20 protein-coding genes are annotated in these 21,612 nt (G+C 66.8%); 10 read left to right on the forward strand and 10 right to left on the reverse strand.

The window, feature by feature from the left end; genetic code table 11:
* Positions 1-76: 76 nt before the first annotated feature.
* The gene (locus BMZ21_RS23240) at positions 77-1,087 is read left to right on the forward strand and encodes an aldo/keto reductase (RefSeq protein WP_091840313.1); all 1,011 of its coding nucleotides are present in this window, start codon (positions 77-79) and stop codon (positions 1,085-1,087) included.
* A gap of 6 nt (positions 1,088-1,093) precedes the next feature.
* Here the strand turns inward: BMZ21_RS23240 and BMZ21_RS23245 are convergent, their stop codons facing one another.
* Complete coding sequence (locus tag BMZ21_RS23245; RefSeq protein WP_091840316.1) at positions 1,094-1,504, reverse strand: DUF2000 family protein; 411 nt, start codon at positions 1,502-1,504, stop codon at positions 1,094-1,096.
* On the opposite strand from BMZ21_RS23245, the gene BMZ21_RS23250 reads away from it, so the two are divergent.
* Positions 1,503-2,387 (forward strand): AraC family transcriptional regulator, encoded by an 885-nt coding sequence (locus BMZ21_RS23250; protein ID WP_091840319.1) that lies wholly within the window; start codon positions 1,503-1,505, stop codon positions 2,385-2,387. The genes BMZ21_RS23245 and BMZ21_RS23250 overlap by 2 nt on opposite strands.
* A gap of 7 nt (positions 2,388-2,394) precedes the next feature.
* On the opposite strand, the gene BMZ21_RS23255 is transcribed toward BMZ21_RS23250, so the two are convergent.
* Positions 2,395-3,003 (reverse strand): TetR/AcrR family transcriptional regulator, encoded by a 609-nt coding sequence (locus BMZ21_RS23255; protein WP_091840321.1) that lies wholly within the window; start codon positions 3,001-3,003, stop codon positions 2,395-2,397.
* 100 nt (positions 3,004-3,103) lie between these two features.
* Between BMZ21_RS23255 and BMZ21_RS23260 the strand changes: the two genes are divergently transcribed.
* The gene (locus BMZ21_RS23260; RefSeq protein ID WP_091840323.1) at positions 3,104-3,844 is read left to right on the forward strand and encodes an SDR family NAD(P)-dependent oxidoreductase; all 741 of its coding nucleotides are present in this window, start codon (positions 3,104-3,106) and stop codon (positions 3,842-3,844) included.
* Between the two features lie 164 nt (positions 3,845-4,008).
* Here BMZ21_RS23260 and BMZ21_RS23265 read toward each other — a convergent pair whose 3' ends face one another.
* Entirely contained in the window at positions 4,009-4,833 is an 825-nt protein-coding gene (locus tag BMZ21_RS23265) for an MBL fold metallo-hydrolase (RefSeq protein ID WP_091840325.1), read from the reverse strand.
* 91 nt (positions 4,834-4,924) lie between these two features.
* Positions 4,925-7,681, reverse strand: a complete 2,757-nt coding sequence (locus tag BMZ21_RS23270; protein WP_208862359.1) for a P-loop NTPase fold protein — start codon at positions 7,679-7,681, stop codon at positions 4,925-4,927.
* A gap of 490 nt (positions 7,682-8,171) precedes the next feature.
* On the opposite strand from BMZ21_RS23270, the gene BMZ21_RS30465 reads away from it, so the two are divergent.
* A complete protein-coding gene (locus BMZ21_RS30465) occupies positions 8,172-8,366 on the forward strand; it encodes a hypothetical protein (RefSeq protein WP_167561725.1) in 195 nt (64 codons plus the stop codon).
* A 157-nt stretch (positions 8,367-8,523) separates the two neighbouring features.
* Complete coding sequence (gene ettA, locus BMZ21_RS23275) at positions 8,524-10,176, forward strand: energy-dependent translational throttle protein EttA (RefSeq protein WP_091840332.1); 1,653 nt, start codon at positions 8,524-8,526, stop codon at positions 10,174-10,176.
* 38 nt (positions 10,177-10,214) lie between these two features.
* Here ettA and BMZ21_RS23280 read toward each other — a convergent pair whose 3' ends face one another.
* From BMZ21_RS23280 to BMZ21_RS23300, 5 genes are all read right to left on the reverse strand, one after another.
* Positions 10,215-10,646 (reverse strand): hypothetical protein, encoded by a 432-nt coding sequence (locus BMZ21_RS23280; protein WP_143079778.1) that lies wholly within the window; start codon positions 10,644-10,646, stop codon positions 10,215-10,217.
* A 99-nt stretch (positions 10,647-10,745) separates the two neighbouring features.
* Positions 10,746-11,627: an SDR family NAD(P)-dependent oxidoreductase gene (locus BMZ21_RS23285; protein WP_091840338.1), complete on the reverse strand. Its 882-nt coding sequence runs from the start codon at positions 11,625-11,627 to the stop codon at positions 10,746-10,748.
* An 83-nt stretch (positions 11,628-11,710) separates the two neighbouring features.
* Entirely contained in the window at positions 11,711-12,280 is a 570-nt protein-coding gene (locus BMZ21_RS23290; RefSeq protein WP_091840341.1) for a TetR/AcrR family transcriptional regulator, read from the reverse strand.
* Positions 12,281-12,424: 144 nt separating this feature from the next.
* A complete protein-coding gene (locus tag BMZ21_RS23295) occupies positions 12,425-13,570 on the reverse strand; it encodes an alpha-hydroxy acid oxidase (protein ID WP_091840344.1) in 1,146 nt (381 codons plus the stop codon).
* Positions 13,571-13,647: 77 nt separating this feature from the next.
* The gene (locus tag BMZ21_RS23300; protein ID WP_091840346.1) at positions 13,648-14,265 is read right to left on the reverse strand and encodes a DUF6198 family protein; all 618 of its coding nucleotides are present in this window, start codon (positions 14,263-14,265) and stop codon (positions 13,648-13,650) included.
* A gap of 114 nt (positions 14,266-14,379) precedes the next feature.
* Between BMZ21_RS23300 and BMZ21_RS23305 the strand changes: the two genes are divergently transcribed.
* Together BMZ21_RS23305 and BMZ21_RS23310 are read left to right on the forward strand one after the other, a co-directional pair.
* Positions 14,380-16,578, forward strand: coding sequence for a glycoside hydrolase family 3 N-terminal domain-containing protein (locus tag BMZ21_RS23305; RefSeq protein ID WP_091840348.1), 2,199 nt, complete (start codon positions 14,380-14,382; stop codon positions 16,576-16,578).
* A gap of 137 nt (positions 16,579-16,715) precedes the next feature.
* Entirely contained in the window at positions 16,716-16,919 is a 204-nt protein-coding gene (locus BMZ21_RS23310) for a cold-shock protein (RefSeq protein ID WP_057190882.1), read from the forward strand.
* 175 nt (positions 16,920-17,094) lie between these two features.
* Here the strand turns inward: BMZ21_RS23310 and BMZ21_RS23315 are convergent, their stop codons facing one another.
* Entirely contained in the window at positions 17,095-17,958 is an 864-nt protein-coding gene (locus BMZ21_RS23315; RefSeq protein ID WP_091840351.1) for a DMT family transporter, read from the reverse strand.
* Positions 17,959-18,041: 83 nt separating this feature from the next.
* Between BMZ21_RS23315 and BMZ21_RS23320 the strand changes: the two genes are divergently transcribed.
* The 3 genes from BMZ21_RS23320 (at position 18,042) to metF (ending at position 21,608) form a co-directional block, all read left to right on the forward strand.
* A complete protein-coding gene (locus BMZ21_RS23320; RefSeq protein ID WP_091840353.1) occupies positions 18,042-19,496 on the forward strand; it encodes an aminotransferase-like domain-containing protein in 1,455 nt (484 codons plus the stop codon).
* Positions 19,497-19,683: 187 nt separating this feature from the next.
* Complete coding sequence (locus tag BMZ21_RS23325; protein WP_208862360.1) at positions 19,684-20,697, forward strand: ArsR/SmtB family transcription factor; 1,014 nt, start codon at positions 19,684-19,686, stop codon at positions 20,695-20,697.
* Positions 20,697-21,608: a methylenetetrahydrofolate reductase [NAD(P)H] gene (gene metF / locus BMZ21_RS23330; RefSeq protein WP_091840357.1), complete on the forward strand. Its 912-nt coding sequence runs from the start codon at positions 20,697-20,699 to the stop codon at positions 21,606-21,608. The genes BMZ21_RS23325 and metF overlap by 1 nt, the downstream gene beginning before the upstream one ends.
* Positions 21,609-21,612: the final 4 nt, after the last annotated feature.

The following is a 21,612-nucleotide window of genomic DNA, read 5'->3' on the forward strand; positions in this document are numbered from 1 at the left end:
GGCAGCGTTGCGTCAGCTGCGCTGGTGCGGGCGCCAGCTCTGCGGCAGGTTGCCCACCCGTTCTGGAGAGATCGTCATGGATTATCGCGCGCTCGGCCGTTCCGGCCTCAAGGTCTCGCCGCTCTGCCTGGGCACGATGATGTTCGGGGCGCAGACGGACGAAGCCGATGCGCGGGCGATCATCGACAATGCCGCCGCCGCCGGCATCAACTTCATCGATACCGCCGATGTCTACGCCGAGGGGCGCTCGGAGGAGATCACCGGCCGCGCCATCGCCGGCAACCGCCAGGACTGGGTGCTGGCGACCAAGGCGGCGAATGCGATGGGCGAGGGGCCGAACCAGCGCGGGCTCTCGCGCAAATGGCTGCTCGAAGCGTGCGATGCCAGCCTGAAGCGGCTCGGCACCGATTTCATCGACATCTACTATCTGCACAAGGAAGACCATGGAACGCCGCTCGCCGAGACGATCCGGGCAATCGGCGACCTCGTGCGGGCCGGCAAGATCCGCTATTTCGGTGTCTCGAATTATCGCGGCTGGCGCGTCGCCGAGATCTGCCGGCTCTGCGACGAGCTCGGCATCGACCGGCCGGTGGTCAGCCAGCCCTATTACAACGCGATGAACCGCATGCCCGAGGTCGAGCACCTGCCGGCCTGCGGCTATTACGGGCTCGGCGTCGCCAGCTATTCGCCCTTGGCGCGCGGCGTGCTGACGGCGAAATACGAGCCCGGCCAGGCTCCGCCGGAAGGCACCCGCGCCGGCCGCGCCGACAAGCGGATCATGCAGACGGAATGGCGCGAGGAATCGCTGATCATCGCCCGGACGATCCGCGACCATGCCGCGGCGCGCGGCCTGACGCCGGTCCAGTTCGCGGTCCGCTGGGTGCTGAATAACAAGCTCCTGACCGCGGCAGTGGCCGGCCCGCGCACCATGGAGCAATGGCAGGGCTATCTCTCGGCGCTCTCGGCCGATTTCACCGCCGAGGACGAGGCGCTGGTCGACAGCCTCGTGCCGGCAGGTCATCCCTCGACGCCGGGCTACAGCGATCCGGCCTATCCGCTCGAAGGGCGGCTGGCGCGGACGGGGTGACCCGGCTCAAGGATGCAGCTTCAGCCCCTTGATCGCCTTGTCGACGGCCTTGCGCTCGCCATGCAGCGCGATGCCGACCAGATCGAGGGCGTCGGTCGCCACGGCCTCGACCGCGGCGCGATTGGCCTCGTCATGGCCGGTCGCGAACAGCTCCCGCGTATAGAGCGAAGGCGTCAGGCCCGCTTCGCCGGCCCGCCGCAGCACGCGGGCGAGGTCGGCCGAGCTCGCGGTGAAGATCAGGATCGGCTGGCGTACCAGCGGGCCGTAGACCTTGCCGGAGCCGTCGCGGTAAGCTTCCCCGCCGAGTTCCGGCGCGGCGGCGACCAGCCCGCCGGCGAGGAAGGCGGTGACATTGAGCTTCTGCCAAGCGGCGAGCTCGTCATGGACGATGATGGCAATCTTGGTGTCGAAGCGCATGACGACAGCGATAGAGCGTGGCGAGCGGGCCGGTCTTGAACGTTCGTGCGCGCTCGCCTCGCCGGACGACTGGATCCGCACCGCGCCGGACGGCGAAGGAATCGAACGGATCGAGGCCTTCTTCACTGGCCATGCCTATGACACGCATCGGCACGACACCTATGCGATCGGCTATACGGTCAGCGGGGTGCAGAGCTTCGACTATCGCGGCGCGCAGCGGGATTCGACGCCGGGCGACCTGATCGTGCTGCACCCGGACGAGCTGCACAACGGCCGGGCCGGGATCGCGAGCGGCTTTCGCTACCGCATGGCTTATGTCGAGCCCGGGCTGATCATGGCGGCGCTCGCCGGGCGCGCCAGCGCGATGCCGTTCATCGGCAATGCCGTCTGCCGCGACGGCAGCCTGATGCGGGCGCTGGTCGGCCTGCTCGGCGATATCGAGCATGGGCTGGAGCCGCTGGAGCGCGATTCGGCGGTCGGGGCACTGGCCGAGGCGTTGTTAAAGCTCGACCCGTCCTGTTCGCTCACCGCGGCGGATACGCCGGCGATGCCGGCCTGCGAACGTGCCCGCGATTTCCTGAGCGAGAGCCGCGACGAGGCGATCGATTCAACTATGCTGGAGGCGGTCACCGGGCTCGATCGCTATGCGCTGGCGCGGCAGTTCCGCCGCCGCTACGGCACCAGCCCGCATCATTATCTGGTGATGCGCCGGCTGGAGCGGGCAAGGCTGCTGATCCGTCAGGGCGATGCGCTGGCCGAGGCGGCAGCCGCCAGCGGTTTTTCCGACCAGAGCCATATGACCCGGCATTTCCGCAAGGCCTATGGCCAATCTCCCGGGCGCTGGCGGGCGATGCAGGTCGGAGTCATGCCGGATGCGGCCTGAGCGGCGCTCAGGGCCGCGAACTGGTCAAGCCATCCCACGCCGCCATGGCGCCCTGCGCCACCGCCTTGAGCTCTGCGCGGCTGGCGCCGTCGCGGGCGCGGATCGACATGCCCTGCTGCACCGTGCAGAAGAAGGCGGCGATGGCGGCCGGATCGCCCGCCGAGAGTTCGCCGCTGGCGAGCGCGCCACGCAGGCGCTCTTCCAGCACGCCCTGCATCTCGGTGCGGGCGTCGCGCAAAGCGCGGCCAGCTTCTTCGCTCGTGCCGGCGGCATGGACGACGGAGAGCACGATCATGCAGCCCGCCGGCTTGCCCGGGCGGCTGAACAGGGCGGCCGAGCGCATCAGATAGATCTCGATCGCATCGCGCACCGTGGGCGCGGCGGCGATCGCGGCAGCGAGCTCGGCGCCGTCGCCTGACTCGTAGAGTGCCATCGCCTCGCGATAGAGGCCCTCCTTGCTGCCGAAGCAGGCGTAGAGGCTGGGCGCATTGATGCCCATCGCCGCCGTGAGCTCGCTCATCGCGGTGCCCTGGAAGCCCTTCTCCCAGAACAGCAGCATGGCCTTCTGCAGGGCTTCTGCCCGGTCGAAGGCGCGCGGGCGGCCTCGTTCGGCCATGGTCGTCACCTTTCTGTAGTGAGCGATAAATAAATTGCTTGACGCTCCGGCGCAAGCGAGTCATCGATATATGTATCAATCACTACATATATGGTGACCCATGGTGAAACTGGCAGGCAAGAAGGCCCTCGTGACCGGCGGCAGCCGCGGCATCGGCGCGGCGACGGCGCTTCGGCTGGCGCAGGACGGAGCGGATGTGGCGCTGACCTATGAGCGCGCCCGCGACAAGGCCGAGGCGGTCGCGGGCCAGATCCGGGCGCTCGGCCGCAAGGTCGTGGTGCTGCAGGCCGACAGCTCCGATGCGGCAGCGCTGACAGCGGCGGTCGACGAGGCCGCGGCCGAGCTCGGCGGGCTCGATATCCTCGTGAACAATGCCGGCATCTGGCACGATGGCGAGGTCGGCAGCTGGAGCCTCGGCGAGATCGACAAAGTGATCGCGGTCAACGTCCGGGCGGTGATCGTCGCTTCGCAGGCCGCGGCGAAGCACCTGCCCGAGGGTGGGCGGATCATCACCACCGGCTCCTGCCTGGCCGAGCGGGTGACGGAGCCGGGCATCGCGCTCTATGCGATGAGCAAGGCGGCGCTGATCGGCTTCACCAAGGGCCTCGCCCGCGATCTCGGCTCGCGCGGCATCACCGTCAACATCGTCCATCCGGGCTCGACCGACACCGACATGAACCCGGCCGATGGCGACCATGCCGACGACCAGCGCGCCAGGATGGCGATCCCGCGCTATGGCAAGGCCGAGGATATCGCCGGCCTGATCGCCTATCTCGCGAGCGAGGAGGGGCGGTTCATCACCGGCGCGGGGATCGCGATCGATGGCGGGGTGAACACGTAAATCGGAAGAGTGTTGGTCGTCCCGGGCGACCGGAGGGAGACCCGGGACCCATTCCGGAACCTTAATCGGAAAGGCTCAGGCATGGATCCCGGATCTTCGCTGCGCTCCGTCCGGGATGACACCGTTATTGACTGACGAGACCAGGGCGGCGAGGTGCGCTCCGCTCAATGCCCCGGCAGGACGATGATCGTCGGCTTGGCCGGGAGCGTCGCCTTCGACAATACGATCTCCGGCCGCTCGCGCCGCACGACCGGCCAGAGGTCCTGCGAGCGGCCAAGGAAGCGGTTGAGGGTGCCGCCGCCGAAGAAGTGCATGGGGATCATCACCCTGGCCTGGAGGGATTTCAGCACCTCCAGCATGCCCTCCTGGTCGAGCGTATAGCTGCCGTCGACCGGGAAGAGCACGACGTCAACCCGGCCGAGCGCGCGCAAGTGGCCGGGCTCGAGCGGGTGGTGGAGATGGCCGAGATGGGCGATGCAGAGCTCGCCGATCTCGAAGACGAACATCGAATTGCCGTCATAGTCTGTGTCGCCGCCATAGCTGCGGATATTGGTCGGGACATTGCGCACGCGCACGTCGCCCATCGTGACGTCGTGACGGGCGGCGCCCCGGCCGGACGGGTCCCAGCCCGGCAGCACCTGCTTGATGGCGGGATCTGGCGCGCGCGAGTAATGCGTCGAATGCGCCTTGTTCATCGTGGCGATGTCCGGCGTCACCGGCGGGCGGACATAGTCGTTGTAATCGGTCGCGACCTTCACCCCGCCGGGCGTCTCGATAAGGAAGGTGGCGTGGCCGACAAAGGTGAGCCTCACCTCGTCCTTGCCGAGGTTGGCGCGCTGGATCGGCAGGCGGTAGCTCGCCATTTCCGGCCGGCAGCCGGGCTCGTTCGCCTGGGCGAGGGCGGGGACAGGCGAGAGCAGGGCAGGAGCTGCGAGTGCGAGCATGGCCAGAAGAGCCCGCCAGCCCGCCTTGATATCGAAGCTCGCCATCGCCGTCTCCTCCGCCGCGCCTGCAGGAGCTTAGCTGCTCGCAAAAGCGGGGCCAGCCCTCGCGGCGCCCGCTCGCGAATTCGTGGGCGGCTCAGTGATAGCGGTTGAAGGAGTAGCGGCGAACGATGCGGGCCATGGCCAGCATCTGCTTGGTGGTCGGCGGCGACGAAAGCAGCGCTGTGGCCGGTGTTTCGCTCATCGCTTTCAGACATCGTGACAGCCGATGGTTGGCCGCAAGGTTGGCCAGCGCAAGCTTTCGCAAGCCGCTGGCTCCCTGCATGACGACAAGTGGATCGCTGCCAGTCGGGGTGTTGACGACCAGACTATTGGAATTCAGCTGCGCGTCCGGTCCGGAGGCCAGTCCTGTGTACCAGGCGTCGGCAATCTCGACACTCTGCCCTGTCTCCATCGCCGCCAGGAATGCCGCCAGCGGCCAGCTTGCCTGCTTACCGTTCCGCCCCAGGAACTCATCGAGTTCCGTCTCGCTCATCCTGGCCCGGACGATGCGGTAGACGTTGAGCATGCGCTTGACCGAGCGCGGACTCTTGAGGGCGATGGCGCCGATCTCGGGGCTGGCGAGGAAGGCAACCTCTTCGTTCGTCAGCCGCACGGTCGCCAGCGCCAATTCGACCGAGGTGAGATCCTCGGCGGCGGATGCCGTATCGGCGAGACCTTCGAGCGCAATTCCGTCGGCCGGAGACGTTTCGGATCCCGGCTTTGCACCCGGCGCAAACGATTTGCGGACCGGACCGCCGCTCGTTCCGGCAAGCGGCGAGGGGACGTTCTCCGGGACGTCGAGATTGGCCTGCAGCAGCTCCTGAACGTAGGCGCCATAGCTGCCGCCCTTGTCGCCCTCGGTCGAGAGTCGCCGCAGCCAGAACGGCAGCTGGAAGATCTTTTCGAGGTAATCGATGGCGCGCTTGCGTCGCTCTGTCTCGACCTTGTGCCGGGCCGCATCGCGCTGTTGCGGCGTCGCATTGTCCGGCAACTCTTCGGCTGCAACGGTGAACTGGCGCGCCACCGCCTCCTCGACCCAGCGGACATCGACGCCGACCACCACGACGAAAAGCTCGAAGGCGAGCAGCAGGTGGATCGCCTGCAACACGTCATAGACCTGCTGATGGGTGCAGCGGTCGAGATCGTCGATGTAGAGGACGATGCGGTCGGGGATGACGAGCCCCTGTTTGTCGAGCTGCATCGCCTCGTAGCGCGTCCGGGCTTCTGTCTCCGCCGGAGTGAGCGGCTCGCCGCGCGCCTGCTTGTCCCTGGCGGCGAGCCCGTCGCGATTGGCGGTGAAGATCGCGTCGAGCTGCTCGAAGGAACGGCGCGCACGGCTGACGAGCCCGACCTGCTTGTCATAGTCGCGGACATCGCCGTCCTCGAACAGGAAATAGCGCAGGATCGTGCTCGGCGCGCCGGCCGCGGCGCCATCGCCGTATTTCGCCAGGGGCGCCTTGGCCTCCTTGGCCTTCTGCTGGGCTTCGGTAAGGGCGCGCGCCGCCTCGCGGGCGGCGACTTCCTTGTCCTCGACCTCCTTTGCCAAGTCCTTGCGGGCTTTTTCGACCGCTTTGGCATAGGCCCAGGCGCCGTCGAGCACCGGCTTGGCGAGCTTCATTGCGCCGGCCAGTGCCTGGAACCCGGCAAAAGCGGCGCCGGCCCAGGCGATCAAGCGGCCACCTGCGACCGCCGCGGAGGTTTCATCGACGATCTGCCAACCTATACCAGCAAAGGCGACGAGGACGATCGCTGCGATGGCCAGCCAGCGCTCTTTGCCGCCGCCGATGATAACCTTTGCGACCAGCGCGAGTTTGCCCGGCCAGCTCGCAGCTTCCGTAACCGTCGCGGTGAAGCCGTCGAGCTCCTTGGCGAGATCATCGCGATAGAGCCGGCGGCCGACCTCTTGCAGTTTGGCGCGATTGCCCTTGTCGGTGCGGATTGCCTCGAACTGTTCCGACAAATGCTCGGACGCCAGCGCGAGGTCGCTCGCCGCCAGCTTCCTGCGCGCCGAGGCGAGGGCCTCGTCCGCGTGCCGCGCGGCCCGCTCGGCGTCGGCGAGCTTGTCCTCCGCCTTCTGGGCGGAGGCTTCGAGGCTGCGGACACGCTCGGCGACCTTGCCGATCAGTGCGAGATAGTCCTTGGAGCGCTGGCCCTCATAGCCGCCGCGCCGGAGCTGATCGAAGAACTCGGCGGTCAGGCTCGCCCAGAGATTGGCGTCGGCATAGTGCCAGGCGTTGAAGCGGATCTGGACGGCGTTCTCGATGAAGCGCGGTGCCGTCGCCGGCTTTGCTTCGGGAGGAGCGGCCTGAGCGTCGCCGGCCGAGGTGGCTTGACCGGCCTTGGCCCGCGCCTCGCGTTCCTTGCGGGTCAGGTCGGCGATCTCGAGCTGGAGCCGCTCCATGAAGCTCGACTTGCCCGAGCCCCATTCGCCGAAGATGCCGATCGACAGCGGTGGACGGGCTTCTTCCAGGCAGATCAGGCGGGCGAAGGCGGTGACATCCGCGTTGATGCCGAGCGGGTCGGAGCCGGCGGTGGAAGCGCGGTCGGCATGAAAGCCGGAGATGGTGGCGATGCGTGGGGCCGGCGCGCTTATGTTTGGTGAACGCAGGACCTCGCGAACCGGCCTGTCGCGCGCCTGGCGCCACAGGGATGATTCTGTTTCCGGATGGCCTTCGGCCAGGACGTTGTTGATGAGAACGGGGCGGAAGGCGTCCAGTTCGAGTTTCGTCGCGTCGCGGAACTGGCGCCGGAGCTCGGCGGAGGCCTCGCTCCGCCGGAGGTCGAGCAGCGCGATCAGCATATGCCGTGCGCTCAGCTCGGTTTGTCCTCGGCTTGCGAAGGCATGCGCCATCAGCATCGCTTCATAGCAATCGTCGTCGAGCCTGATATTCGATACATCGTCCGACTGCTCTGCGCTCGGCTGATCGGCAAAAGAAGCGAGGGCCCTTTCGGAGGCCGATTGTTGCAGCGCCCACTCGTACAGCCAGCGCGTGGCCGAAACGGTAGAGGAGCGGAGGCCCAGCCCGACAGAAACGAACGCACGGAGCAAGGTGACGGGATTTATTGCGGATACGCGATCATCCTCGGATCGCGTCGCCAGCAGGCCGGCCACCTGCATCACGGCCCGCGCCGTTGCGCTCAGTTCAGAGGCGAGGATCGAGTCCAGGCTATTGCGCCACGGCATCTGGACGGACATCATCCTGGGTGTCGCCTCCGATTGCGCTGCTGCAGCGCTGCCAGTGGGTCTAGCCGGCGCCGACTTCACCCCTCGCTCGCGGTGGAGCTTTTCCGGTTCGAGTGAGGCCTCCATCCGCGGATCGCCCAGCTCGGCCGCGTAGTCGGTGCCGTCGAGCCGTTCGCGCTCGGCCGCTGCGGCGCTTGTGCGCTCGGTGAAGGCCCGCGCCTCCTCCGGCGTCGCCTCGCGCATCTCGCCGGAGGCCGAGATCGTGGTGATCTGGCTGGTGTCGGGCGTGGCGGGAAGTGGACGTTTCGACTTCGCCATCTGGCTGCCCTTCGTGGCGCCGGTGATCGGCTGACGTTGGGGCAGTCTGGCGCGGCGCAGGCCGGGTTTCAAGTCAGGGTTGCAGGCGTGCCTTTGCAGCCCACCGTTGCCTTCCGCGGTCTCGTCGCCTATCTAGCGGCCAGATTTCCCCAAAGCCCGAACGCCAGCCGCAAGCGGAGCCCGCACGCCCCATGTCTCGTCAGTTCATCTACCATATGCGCGGCCTGTCGAAGACCTATCCGGGCGGCAAGCAGGTCCTGAAGGACATCCACCTCAGCTTCTATCCGGACGCCAAGATCGGCGTGCTCGGCGTCAACGGCGCCGGCAAATCGACCCTGCTCAAGATCATGGCCGGGTTTGACAAGGAGTGGACCGGCGAGGCCTGGGTCGCCGAGGGCGCGCGCGTCGGCTACCTGCCGCAGGAGCCCAAGCTCGACGAGAACCTGACCGTCCGCGAGAACGTCATGCTCGGCGTTGGCCCGCAGAAGGCGATCCTCGACCGCTACAACGAGCTCGCGATGAACTATTCGGACGAGACCGCCGACGAGATGACCAATCTCCAGGACGAGATCGAGGCCAAGGGCCTGTGGGATCTCGATTCCAAGGTCGACCAGGCGATGGACGCGCTGCGCTGCCCGCCGGACGACTGGGCGGTCGGCAAGCTCTCGGGCGGCGAGCGCCGCCGCGTCGCGCTGTGCAAGCTGCTGCTGGAGCAACCCGAACTGCTGCTGCTCGACGAGCCCACCAACCATCTGGATGCCGAGACCACCGCCTGGCTCGAAGGGCACCTGCGGACCTATCCAGGGGCGATCCTGATCGTCACCCACGATCGCTACTTCCTCGACAACGTCACCAGCTGGATCCTCGAGCTCGATCGCGGCCAGGGCATTCCCTATGAGGGTAACTACTCGGCCTGGTCGGTGCAGAAGCAGAAGCGCCTGGCCCAGGAAGGCCGCGAGGACGTCTCGCGCCAGAAGACGCTGGAGCGCGAGGCCGAGTGGATGGCCGCCTCGCCGAAGGCGCGCCAGGCCAAGAGCAAGGCCCGCATCCAGCGCTATGACGAGCTGGTGCAGAAGGCCTCGAACAAGGGGCCGGACACCGCCCAGATCATCATCCCGATCGCTGAGCGGCTCGGCAACAACGTCGTCGATTTCGAGGACCTGTCGAAGGGCTTCCAGGACAAGCTCCTGATCGACGGCCTGACCTTCAAGCTGCCGCCCGGCGGCATCGTCGGCGTGATCGGCCCCAACGGCGCCGGCAAGACCACGCTGTTCAAGATGATCACCGGGGTCGAGAAGCCCGATGCCGGCACGATCAAGATCGGCGAGAGCGTCCAGCTCGGCTATGTCGACCAGAGCCGCGACTCGCTCGACGACAAGAAGAACGTCTGGGAGGAGATCTCGGGCGGCAACGACATCATCTATCTCGGCAAGAAAGAAATCAATTCAAGGGCTTATTGCTCGGCCTTCAACTTCAAGGGCGGCGACCAGCAGAAGAAGGTCGGCTCGCTCTCGGGCGGTGAGCGCAACCGCGTCCACCTCGCCAAGATGCTGAAATCGGGCGCCAACGTCCTGCTGCTCGACGAGCCGACCAACGACCTCGACGTCGACACGCTGCGGGCGCTGGAAGAGGCGCTGGAGGATTATGCCGGCTGCGCCGTGATCATCAGCCACGATCGCTGGTTCCTCGACCGCATCGCCACCCACATCCTCGCCTTCGAGGGCGACAGCCATGTCGAGTGGTTCGAGGGCAACTTCCAGGATTATGAAGAGGATAAGAAGCGGCGCTTAGGGATTGATTCAACGATCCCGAAGCGCATCCAGTACAAGAAGTTCACGCGCTGAGGCGCGCCGTTACGGCCTGACGCTGCGCAATGGCGGCGTCAGGTGAACCTGAAGCGGACCTCCCACAACTCCGTCGGGTCAGTCTGGGAAAAGGGGCGCAGAGCCAGCCCCATGTCGCGGCCCAGCGCCTGATTGTTGTGCGCGAAGACCGGCTCGGTCGAAGCCTCCTTGTCCGCCTGCCAGACGAACATCGCACCAGGGCACTCGTCGATATTGGCCGGCTCGCCCCGATACATGCCGCGCCAGTCGTAGCAATTGACGTAGCGGCGCCAGTTGGCGCCATGACGTTGGATGAAAATCCGCCCATAGCCGCCATTATTTGACTTGGACAAGACGCGTTTCCAATGAGCTCCGGCTTCCTGGTAGCGCGCCGCCTCAATGGTGATCTCGACGAATCCGGGAGCAATCTCGACCGCCGAGACTCCTGATACGTAAGTCGATTTTCTCGATCGCCGTGCCGTCCCGCCCATATCAGGCCCCCGTGCCCGCATTCCGCTAGCAGGCTACCGAGACACTACCGACGGTTCAATGACGTCGCGCATCGCTTGCAGCCATCGGCTCTTCCTTCGTCACGCCCTGGCCTCCCCGCCGAGCAGCTTCTGCAGTGCCACGAGGTCGGTGCCGGCAAAGTCCGAGGAGCGGCTGACCTGCGCCCATTCCGCCGCCTCTCTTTGCCGCTGAGCATCCGCCTGGGCGAGGACGAAGAGGGCGTCGCTGCCGAGGACGAGATGGGCCGGCAGGGTCTCGCGCCGGCTGAGATCGAGGATGATCCCAGCGATCCGTTCGGGATCGCCGATCTCGTTGCCGACGTAAGTCCTGAGCAGATCGAGCACGGCGCCGACGCTGGGCTGGTAGTCCGGCATGACGGCCGGGGCGTTGCCACGGGCGATCTCGCCCCACGAGGTGCGCATGCCGCCGGGCTCGACACAGACGATCTTGACGCCGAATGGCGCGACCTCCCTGGCGATCACCTCGCTGAAGCCGCCGACCGCCCATTTCGCCGATTGGTAGGCGCTGAGACCCGGCGTGCCGGTGCGCCCGCCGACCGATGAGATGTTGATGATGTGGCCTGAGCGCTGGGCCCGCAGCACCGGCAAGGCGGCGCGGGTGAGGTTCACGACCCCGTAGAAATTCGTCTCGATCTGGGCGCGGAAGCTGTCCTCGCTGGTCTGCTCGAAGGCGACGGCATGGCCATAGCCGGCATTGTTCACGAGCACGTCGAGCCGGCCGAAGGTGTCGAGCGTGGCGGTGACGGCCACGGTCGCAGCCGCCATGTCGGTGACGTCGAGCGCGAAGGTGAGCAGCGTCTCGGGATATCGGGCCTCGAGATCGGCGAGGCGACCGGGATCGCGCGCAGTTGCGACGACATTGTCGCCGGCCGCGAGGGCCGCCTCGGTGATATTGCGGCCGAGGCCGCGGGCGGCGCCGGTGATCAGCCAGGTCTTGGTCATGAGTTGTCCTCTCGAAGTTGTGAGTGAGCACTTGCTCATTTAAATAAGCGGAATGGACCTGTTCGCTTTTCTCTTTGCGGATGTCAGGCGGAAATGCCGTCCCAGAAGACCGAAAAGCCGGACTTCCGGTAGTGCTCGTGCCGGCTTGGCTCTTGCGCGATCAAGTCGAGCGTCATGGTGCCCAAAGCGTCGAGGACCGTGCCGATGAAACTCTGCGGCTGGTCCTTCAGCACGCCGTCGCGGTGTCCCTGCTCGAACAGGGCGCTGATCTCCGCGAAGGCGACGGCTGACTTGCTACGGGTGTCCTGGGTGATGCGGTCGGATACCGCGAGCTGGCGCAGCGCCTTGCGCTTGGCCGGATATCTCGCGCCCCAATCGATGAAGCCGTTCCAGAAGTGCTCGAACCGGTCGCACACGCTGCCATGGCTCGGATAGGAGGGCACGGTGAGCCTGGCGAAGTCGGTCTTCAGCTCGAGATAGAGCTGGTTGAGCAGCTCGTCCTTGCTGGCGAAATAGGTAAAAAGCGTGCCTTCGGCGAGGCAGGCTTCCCTGGCGATCTTGGCGGTCGGCGCGCCGGTGCCATGCTCGGCCACCAGCTTGCAGGCCGCGGCCAGGATCGCTTCGCGCTTCGCTTCGCTGAGGGGGCGGGCCATGCTTCGCTTGATCTAGATGAGTGAGTGATTGCTCATTTATTCCGGCGGCACGGAAAGTCAATGCCCTGATGAGCCTCTGGAAGCCGTGACCGGTATGATGGCAGGGCAGGCGGGCCGGTTGCGCAGGCCCGGCGGCGCTGCGCCCTATGCCTTGCCCTTCACCAGGATGCTGGCGTCGACATCCTGGATGTCGCGCTTGCCGCAGAGGGCCATGGTGATGTCCATCTCCTTGCGGATGATGTCGAGGGCGAGCTTGACGCCTTCCTCGCCCATGGCGCCGAGGCCGTAGAGGAAGGGGCGGCCGATCAGCACGCCGCGGGCGCCGAGCGCCACTGCCTTCAGCACGTCCTGGCCCGAGCGGACGCCACCATCCATCCAGACTTCCATACGCCCGCCGACCTGCTCGACGATTCCCGGCAGGGCCGCGATCGAGGAGACGGCGCCGTCGAGCTGGCGCCCGCCGTGGTTGGAGACGATCAGCGCGTCGGCGCCGCTCTGGGCGGCGAGCTCGGCATCCTCGGCGTCGAGGATGCCCTTCAGGATCAGCTTGCCGCCCCAGCGATCCTTGATCCATTTGACGTCGTCCCAGCTCAGGGTCGGGTCGAATTGTTCGGCGGTCCAGGCCGAGAGCGAGGTCATGTCGCCGACGCCGGTGGCGTGGCCGACGATGTTGCCGAAGCTGCGCCTTTTGGTGCCGAGCATGCCCATGCACCAGCGCGGCTTGAAGACGAGGTTGATCAGGTTGGCGATGGTCGGCTTCGGCGGAGCGGAGAGGCCGTTGCGGATGTCCTTGTGGCGCTGGCCGAGGATCTGCAGGTCGAGCGTCAGCATCAGCGCCGAGCAGCCGGCCGCCTTGGCGCGGTCGATCAGGCGCTCAATGAAGGCGCGGTCGCGCATCACATAGAGCTGGAACCAGAACGGCTTGTCGGTGTTCTGCGCGACGTCCTCGATCGAGCAGACGCTCATGGTCGAGAGCGTGAAGGGAACGCCGGCCCGGGCAGCGGCCCTGGCGGCGAGGATTTCGCCGTCAGCATGCTGCATGCCGGCGATGCCGGTCGGAGCCAGCGCCACCGGCATCGAGACCTGCTCGCCGATCATGGTCGAGGCCAGCGTGCGGTTGGTCATGTCGACGGCAACGCGCTGGCGCAGCTTGATAGCGGCGAAGTCGGCCTCGTTGGCGCGGTAGGTGCTCTCGGTCCAGGCGCCGGAATCGGCATAGTCGTAGAACATGCGCGGGACGCGGCGCTTCGCCAGCAGGCGCAAATCCTCGATGGTCAGAAGCTGGGCCATGGTCGCCAAATCCCGCGTTTTCTCCGTTCGCTCGGTCGCATGGAACGCCTTGCGAGGCAACCATTCCGGACCAACGCCTAGGTCACGCCGAGATAGCGGCCGGGCTTGTGGTTTACGGCGAGGATAAGATTGAGCACCGCCGCGCCGGCGAGCGAGATCGCGACCTTCGCCAGCGGCAGCAGGAACAGCGCGCCGATGAGGATGGCCAAGTCCACGGCGAGCTGAAACCAGCCGGCGCGGATGCCATGCCGTTCCTGGAGATACAGCGCAAGGATATTGATGCCGCCGAGCCCGGTACGGTGACGGAACAAGGCGAGCAGGCCCAGCCCGATCAGGCTGCCGCCGGCCAGCGCTGCATAGAGCGGGTCCACCGCTTCGATTCTGATCCAGAACGGCGTCGCCCAGGTGAAGACCGAGACGAGGCCCACCGAGACGAAGGTGCGCAGTCCGAACCGCCAGCCCATGCGAGCAACGGCCAGCCAGTAGAAGGGCAGGTTGAGCGCGAAGAAGACGACGCCGAAATTCAGGCCGGTCGCGATCTGCAGCGACAAGGCCAGGCCGGCGATGCCGCTCGTGACCAGGCCCGCCTTGCTGTAGAGAACGATGCCGATGCTGACGAGCAGCGTGCCGAGCAGCATGGCGAAGACATCTTCGTAAAAGCGGTGGCGCTCAGTCGCGAACGTGGCCTGCGTCATGATGAGGCGGCGATCCTTTCAGGCTGCGTTCAGCCGGCGTTGGCGATGCAATGGTTGAGCCATGCCTAGCGATCCTGTAGGGCCGGGTACCCGATTTTCTCGAGAGATCCCATCATGCTTCTGCGGCTCGTCGCTGCATTCCTGTTCTGCGGCCTTGCGACCGTCGCCTCCGCTCAGCAGGAGGTCGGCTGGAAGAGCGGGCGCGAGGCTGCGCAAATCGAACGCAAGATCACGGCGCTGATCGGCAGGATGACGCTGGAGGAGAAGGTCGGCCAGCTCCACCTCTCCGGGCGCGGCGAGGGCTTCGACATCAACCAGGTCAAGGCCGGCCGCATGGGTGCGGTGATGAACTTCGTCGTGCCGCAGGAGGTCCGGCAGGTCCAGGAGGCCGTCAGGCAGTCGCGCCTCAAGATCCCGCTGATCATCGGGCTCGATGCCGTCCATGGCTTCTCGACCTATTTCCCGCTGCCGCTCGGCCAGGCGTCGAGCTGGAACCCGCAACTGATCGAGCAGGCGGCCTATTGGACGGGGCGTGAGGCGCGTGCCGCCGGCGTCAACTGGACCTTCGCGCCGATGGTCGACATCTCGCGTGATCCGCGCTGGGGGCGGGTGCTGGAGGGCGCGGGCGAAGACGCCTATCTCGCCAGCATCATCGCTGCGGCGCGCACGCGTGGCTACCAGCGCGGCGGCGTGGCGGCGAGCGTCAAGCACTTCGTCGGCTATGGCGCGGCCGAGGGCGGGCGCGACTACAACTCGACCTGGATCCCGACGAGCCAGCTGCACGACCTTTTCCTGCCGCCGTTCAAGGCCGCCTTCGACACCGGCGCGATGACGGCGATGGCGGCGTTCAACGCCCTGAACGGCATGCCGGCCACCGCCCATCGCGGCATGCTGACCGACCTGCTGCGCGGGCAATGGGGTTTCCGCGGATTCGTCACCTCGGATTTCGGCTCGATCACCGAGCTGCGCCTGCACGGCATCGCCAAGGACGACGCGGAAGCGGCGCGCAAGGCGCTGCTCGCCGGCATCGACATGGACATGATGGGCGATGTCTACCACAAGCACCTCGCCAATGAGGTGAAGGCCGGCCGCGTGCCGGTGAAGGCGCTCGACGAAGCCGTCCGGCGCGTGCTCCGGGTCAAGTACCATCTCGGCCTGTTCGAGCGGCAGCACGTCGATGTGGCGGCAGCGCCGTCGCTGATGCAGACCGAGGAAGCCCGCAAGGTCGCCCGCCAGGCGGCGCGTGAGGGCGTGATCCTGCTCAGGAACGAGAGGCAGACGCTGCCGATTGCGCCGGCCGTGAAGTCGGTCGCGGTGATCGGCGCCATGGCGGTGCCGGAGGATGAGCGGGTCTGGACCGATCCGGCAGGGCTCGGGCGCCGCGTCGTGCAGCCGCTCCCGGACGCGCTGCGCGAGCAGCTGCCGTCCGATGTCACGGTGACCTACGAGCCGGCCTTCGCCAAAAATTGCGGCACCGAGTTCAAGGACAAGGATGCCGCGCTCAAGGCCGCGGCTGCCGCCGACCTCGTCGTCACCATGCTCGGCGAAGACTGCGAGTTCATGGGCGAGGGCGCCTCGCGCACCGATCTCGGCTTGCCGGGCGTGCAGCAGGAGCTGCTGGAGGCGCTGGTCGCGACCGGTAAGCCGGTGGTGCTGGTGCTGGCGACGGGCCGGCCGCTGGTCCTCACCTGGGCCGACAAGCATGTCGCCGCGATTGTCCAGACCTTCCATGGCGGCACGGAGGGGCGCGCCGCGATCGCCGAGGTGCTGGCCGGCAAGGTCAATCCGGCGGGGCGCACGCCGATGAGCTTCCCGCGCTCGGTCGGGCAGATCCCGGTCTATTACGACCAGCTGCCGACGGGGCGGCCGCAGAAGATCCGCCAGCGCTACGAGTCCATCTACATGGACGAGGCCAACGAGGCGCTCTACCCGTTCGGCTTCGGCCTGTCCTATAGCCGCTTCGCCTATGCCAATCCGCGGGTGACGAACGCCAAGGTGCCGTTCGACGGGGCGACCGAGGTTGCCGTCGACGTGACCAATCAGGGGGATCGCGACGGCCAGGAGGTGGTACAGCTTTATATCCGCCAGCCCGTTGCGGAGCGTTCGCGGCCGCTGCGCCTGCTCAAGGGCTTCGACAAGATAACGCTCAAGGCCGGCGAAACGCGGACGGTACGCTTCAAGCTGGAGGGCAAGGCGCTCGGCGGCCACGACGACGCCGGCCGCTACCAGCTCGACCCAGGTATCGTGGAAGTTTATCTTGGGGGCTCTTCACTCGCCACGGTAAGGACGCAATTCGAGCTGGCTAAGCCTTAAGCGGACGTAACGGCAACTGCCGGCGGTTTCATCTCGACAAGCTTGCGTTTTCGGTCAATTCTTGCTGCGCGGGGCCTTTTCGACGTCTTTGCCGAGAGGACTCCGTTACGACCACGGATGCTCCGAAGGATGCGGCGATGGCGACCGGAACCGTCAAATGGTTCAATACCGAGAAGGGCTACGGCTTCATTCAACCTGCTGACGGCGGCAAGGATGTGTTCGTGCACATCACTGCCGTCAAGGAAGCGGGCCTGATGTCCCTGACCGAGGGACAGAAGCTCTCCTTCGACCTGAAGACCGAACGCGGCAAGACCGCGGCGGGTGACCTGAAGCTGCTCTGAACGCAGCAAAAGGCCTGATAGGCGTGACGAAGGCTACCGGCCTGCGGTTGTCATGACTGCGCCCAAAGCCGGCAGGCTCGCGTTTCATGTGAGAACCGGCCCCGCCGGCCAGGCAACGACGCGTTCATGACGAGTCTTGCTTTGCCTTCCTGGTCGCGTTCTCTGCGTTCCCCGTCTAGCGCGCGTAGCGCCGCGCTCCGGCGACGCAGAGGACTACGGCGGCCGAGGTCGCGATCATCTGCCAGCCGACAGTTTCGCCGAGCAGCAGGCCGGCCAGCGCCAGGCCGAAGAAGGGCTGCAGCAATTGCAGTTGCCCGACCGCGGCGATGCCGCCCTGGGCGAGGCCGCGATACCAGAAGACGAAGCCGATCAGCATGCTGAACAGCGAGACATAGGCGAGGCCGAGCCAGGCCGGGCCGCCCGCCTGTGCGAAGGAGGGCGGCAACGTCGCCAGCGTCAGGCCGGCCATGATCGGCAGCGAGATGACGAGAGCCCAGGAGATCACCTGCCAGCCGCCGAGATGGCGCGACAGGCGCGCGCCTTCGGCATAGCCGAGGCCGCAGACGATGACGGCGGCGAGCATCAGGAGGTCGCCCACGGGGGAAGCGGCGATGCCTTGCGTCCAGGCGAAGCCGACGACGCAGAGGCTGCCGAGGATGGCGAAGAGCCAGAAGGCCAGGCGCGGGCGCTCGCCGCCACGCAGCACACCGAAGATCGCGGTCGCGAGCGGCAAGAGGCCGATGAAGACGATCGAATGGGCGGAGGTGACGTGCTTCAGCGCCAGCGCGGTCAGCAGCGGGAAGCCGACGACGACGCAGAGCGCGACCACGGCCAGCGGCAGCAGGTCGGCGCGAGCCGGTCGCTTTTCCCGGAGCGCGAGCAGGAGGGCTAGTCCGAGCAGTCCGGCGATGGCGGCGCGGGCGACGGTCAGGAACACCGGGTCGAAATCGGCGACGGCGACGCGGGTCGCCGGCAGCGAGCCGCTGAAGATGACGACGCCGATGAAGCCGTTGAGCAGGCCGTTCGCAGTTCTGTCCATGATCCCTCCGGGGCTGGCCTGCATGCGGCGAAGCCTTGCGGATTTCCAGAGACAGTCCGGTACAGTTCAGGCAAACTGTCCTGATGCAGGAAGCCGTACAGATTAAGGATTCAGTCGATATTGCGGCAGTAGCCGACACCCTGGTCGGGCGCGTGATGGCAACGATCCGGCAGCGGATCGCCGGGCGGACACTGGCGCCGGGCGCGAAGCTGCCCTCGATCCGTGGCCTGGCCGAGAGCATGGGCGTGTCGAAGTCGACGGTGGTCGAGGCCTATGAGCGGCTGGCCGCCGAAGGCGCGATTCACGCGCGGCGCGGCTCGGGCTTCTATGTCCGGCGCCTGCCGCCGCTGTCGCTCGCCGATGTCGCGCCGAAGCTCGACCGGGCGGTCGATCCGCTCTGGATCTCGCGGCAGTCGCTCGATGCCGGCGCGGACAGCCTTCGGCCCGGCTGCGGCTGGTTGCCGCCGGACTGGATGCCGGAGGCCTCGATCCGCAAGGCGCTGCGCAAGCTCGGCCGGGCCGATGCAGCGACGCTGGCCGAATATGGCACGCCGCTCGGCTTAGCCGGGCTGCGCCATCTGCTCGCGCATCGGCTGGCCGAGCGTGGCGTCGAGGCGCCGCCGGACCAGATCGTCCTGACCGAGTCCGGCACGCAGGCGATCGATCTGGTCTGCCGCTTCCTGCTCGAGCCCGGCGACACGGTACTGGTCGACGATCCCTGCTATTTCAATTTTCATGCGCTGTTGCGCGTCCACAGGGTGAAGATCGTCGGTGTGCCCTATACGCCGTCGGGCCCCGATCTTGCCCTGTTCGCGCAGGCGCTCACAGAGCACCGACCGCGGCTCTACGTCACCAATAGCGCTCTGCATAACCCGACCGGCGCGACGCTCTCGGGCACGACGGCGCATCGCCTGCTCAAGCTCGCCGAGCAGGCAGGGCTGACCATCGTCGAGGACGATATCTTCGGCGATCTCGAACCGGATGTCGCGCCACGCCTTGCCGGGCTCGACGGGCTGGAACGGGTGATCCAGATCGGCAGCTTCTCGAAGACGCTGTCGGCCTCGGTGCGTTGCGGCTACATCGCTGCAAGGCCGGACTGGGTCGAAGGGCTGACCGATCTCAAGGTCGCGCTTTCCTTCGGCGGCGGGCGGCTCGCAGCCGAGCTGGTACTCGATATCCTGAAGGACGGCAGCTATCGCCGCCATGTCGAGGCGCTGCGCCAGCGGCTGGCGCAGGCGATGGCGCAGACGCGCGGCCGGCTCGCGGCGCTCGGCATCGACCCCTGGCTGACACCGCGGGGCGGGCTGTTCCTGTGGTGCCGCCTGCCTGATGGACACGACGCGGGGGAGATCGCGCGGCATGCGCTGGGCGAGGGTGTCGTGCTCGCGCCCGGCAACGCCTTCAGCCTGTCCCGGACGGCCAGGGACTTCATGCGCTTCAACGTGGCCCAGGCCGCCGATCCACGCATCTTCAGCGTGCTGCGCGAGGCGATGCGCGCGGCCGCATCGCACGAGTCTGCGTCGGAAGGACTGAGATGAGGGGCCATCGGTAGGCGCTCCAGCATTCCCGGTGGGTGGTGCTCTTACCCTCTTCCACCCGGGAGCAGCGGCGCGTTTGTTTGATCCGTCGATGGCGACCGGAATATCGGACAAGCGGCTTGCATCTTCCTCGTATCTGACATAAAGATATCTTTATATCTTTCACCGAATTTCGAGGTGTTCGCTGGTGACCCGCCGCTCCCACCATTCGCTGCCGACCTTGCTGGCCTCGCTGCGTGCGGCGGGCGAGGAGACCCGTTTGCGGATCCTGGCGCTGCTGGCGGAAGGCGAGCTCTCTGTCTCCGATCTCACCGACATCCTAGGCCAATCGCAGCCGCGCATCTCGCGCCATCTCAAGCTGATGGCGGAAGCCGGGCTGCTGCGTCGCTCGCGGGAAGGGGCCTTCGCCTTCTTCAGGCTCGACGACGCGACGCCCGGCGGCGCATTGGCGCTGACGCTCGCTCGCGATCTCGATCCTGCCGACCCGGTTCTGGCGGCTGATCGCGAGCGCCTGACCGCGGTGCGTGCATCGCGGGCCGCGGCGGCGCAGTCCTATTTCGCCAATGTCGCCAGGGAATGGGATCAGCTACGCTCGCTGCACGTGCCTGACGCCGCCGTGGAAGCCGCCGTCGAGGCTGCAGTCGGCGAAACGCCATTTCAGGCGCTGCTCGATCTGGGCACCGGCACGGGGCGCATGCTTGAGCGCCTCGCGCCGAAGGCGGCCCGCGCGGTCGGCGTCGATGCCAGCCATGCCATGCTGGCGGTGGCCCGCGCCAACCTCGAAAAGGCCGGCCTGTCGCGGGTCGAGCTCCGGCAGGGCGATATCTACGCGCTGCCGTTCGCGCGCGGTTCCTTTGATCTTGTGATCGTGCACCAGGTGCTGCACTTCCTCGACGATCCCGGCCGCGCCTTGCGTGAGGCGGCGGCACTGCTTTCGCCGGGTGGGCGGCTGATCCTGGTCGATTTCGCGCCGCACGAGATGGAGTTCCTGCGCACCGAGCACGCCCATCGCCGGCTCGGCTTCGAGAAGGACGAGATCACAGCCTGGTTCGCCGAGGCCGGTCTCGATTGCGATCTCGCCGAGGAAGTCACCGCTGCCGACGGCGTGAGTGGCCAGCTTGGTGTGATGCTCTGGCGTGGGCGCGACAGGCGCCTCCAGGGTGATTTTCCGATTCGTCAGTTCGATCGTGAGGTTGCGTGATGAACGCTTTCCGCCCCAGTCGCCACGGCTCGCGCCGTCCGCGCGTCTCCTTCGAGTTCTTTCCGCCGAAGAACGAGGAGATGGAGGTCAATTTGTGGGACAGCGTGCGCCGGCTGGAGCCGCTTGGCCCGGCCTTCGTCTCGGTGACCTATGGCGCCGGCGGCTCGACCCGCGAGCGCACCCACAACACCGTCAAGCGCATGATCGACGAGACGGCCCTGAAGCCGGCGGCGCATCTGACCTGCGTCTCCGCCTCCTGCGCCGAGGTCGACGATGTCATCCGCTCCTATTGGGCGGCGGGCGTGCGCCATATCGTGGCGCTGCGCGGCGACCCGGCCGGCGGGCTCGGCTCGACCTATGAGCCGCATCCGCAAGGTTATCACCAGACCTCCGACCTGGTCGAAGGCATCCGCAAGATCGGCGAGTTCGAGGTCACTGTCTCGGCCTATCCCGAGAAGCACCCGGAGGCGGCCTCGCTCGATGCCGACATCGATGCGCTGAAGAAGAAGGTCGATGCCGGCGCGACCCGGGCGATCACCCAGTTCTTCTTCGATAACGACGTCTATTTCCGCTATCTCGACAAGGTTCGCGCCAGCGGCATCGATATCCCGATCCTGCCCGGCATCGTGCCGGTGCAGAACTTCAAGCAGACCGCCGGCTTTGCCCGCCGGACAGGGGCGAGCGTGCCGCAATGGCTGGCCGACCGCTTCGAAGGGCTCGAGGACGATGCGGCGACGCGCCGGCTGGTGGCTGCCGCCGTCTGCGCCGAGCAGGTGCTCGACCTGATCGATCGCGGCGTCTCCGACCTGCATTTCTACACGATGAACAAGGCCGACCTGGTCTATGCGATCTGCCATCTCGTCGGCCTGAAGCCGGAGAAGGCGCAGGCGCAGCAGGTTGCGGCGGAGTAGACTG

Source organism: Allobosea lupini, from assembly GCF_900109525.1.
Classification (GTDB): Bacteria; Pseudomonadota; Alphaproteobacteria; order Rhizobiales; family Beijerinckiaceae; genus Allobosea; species Allobosea lupini.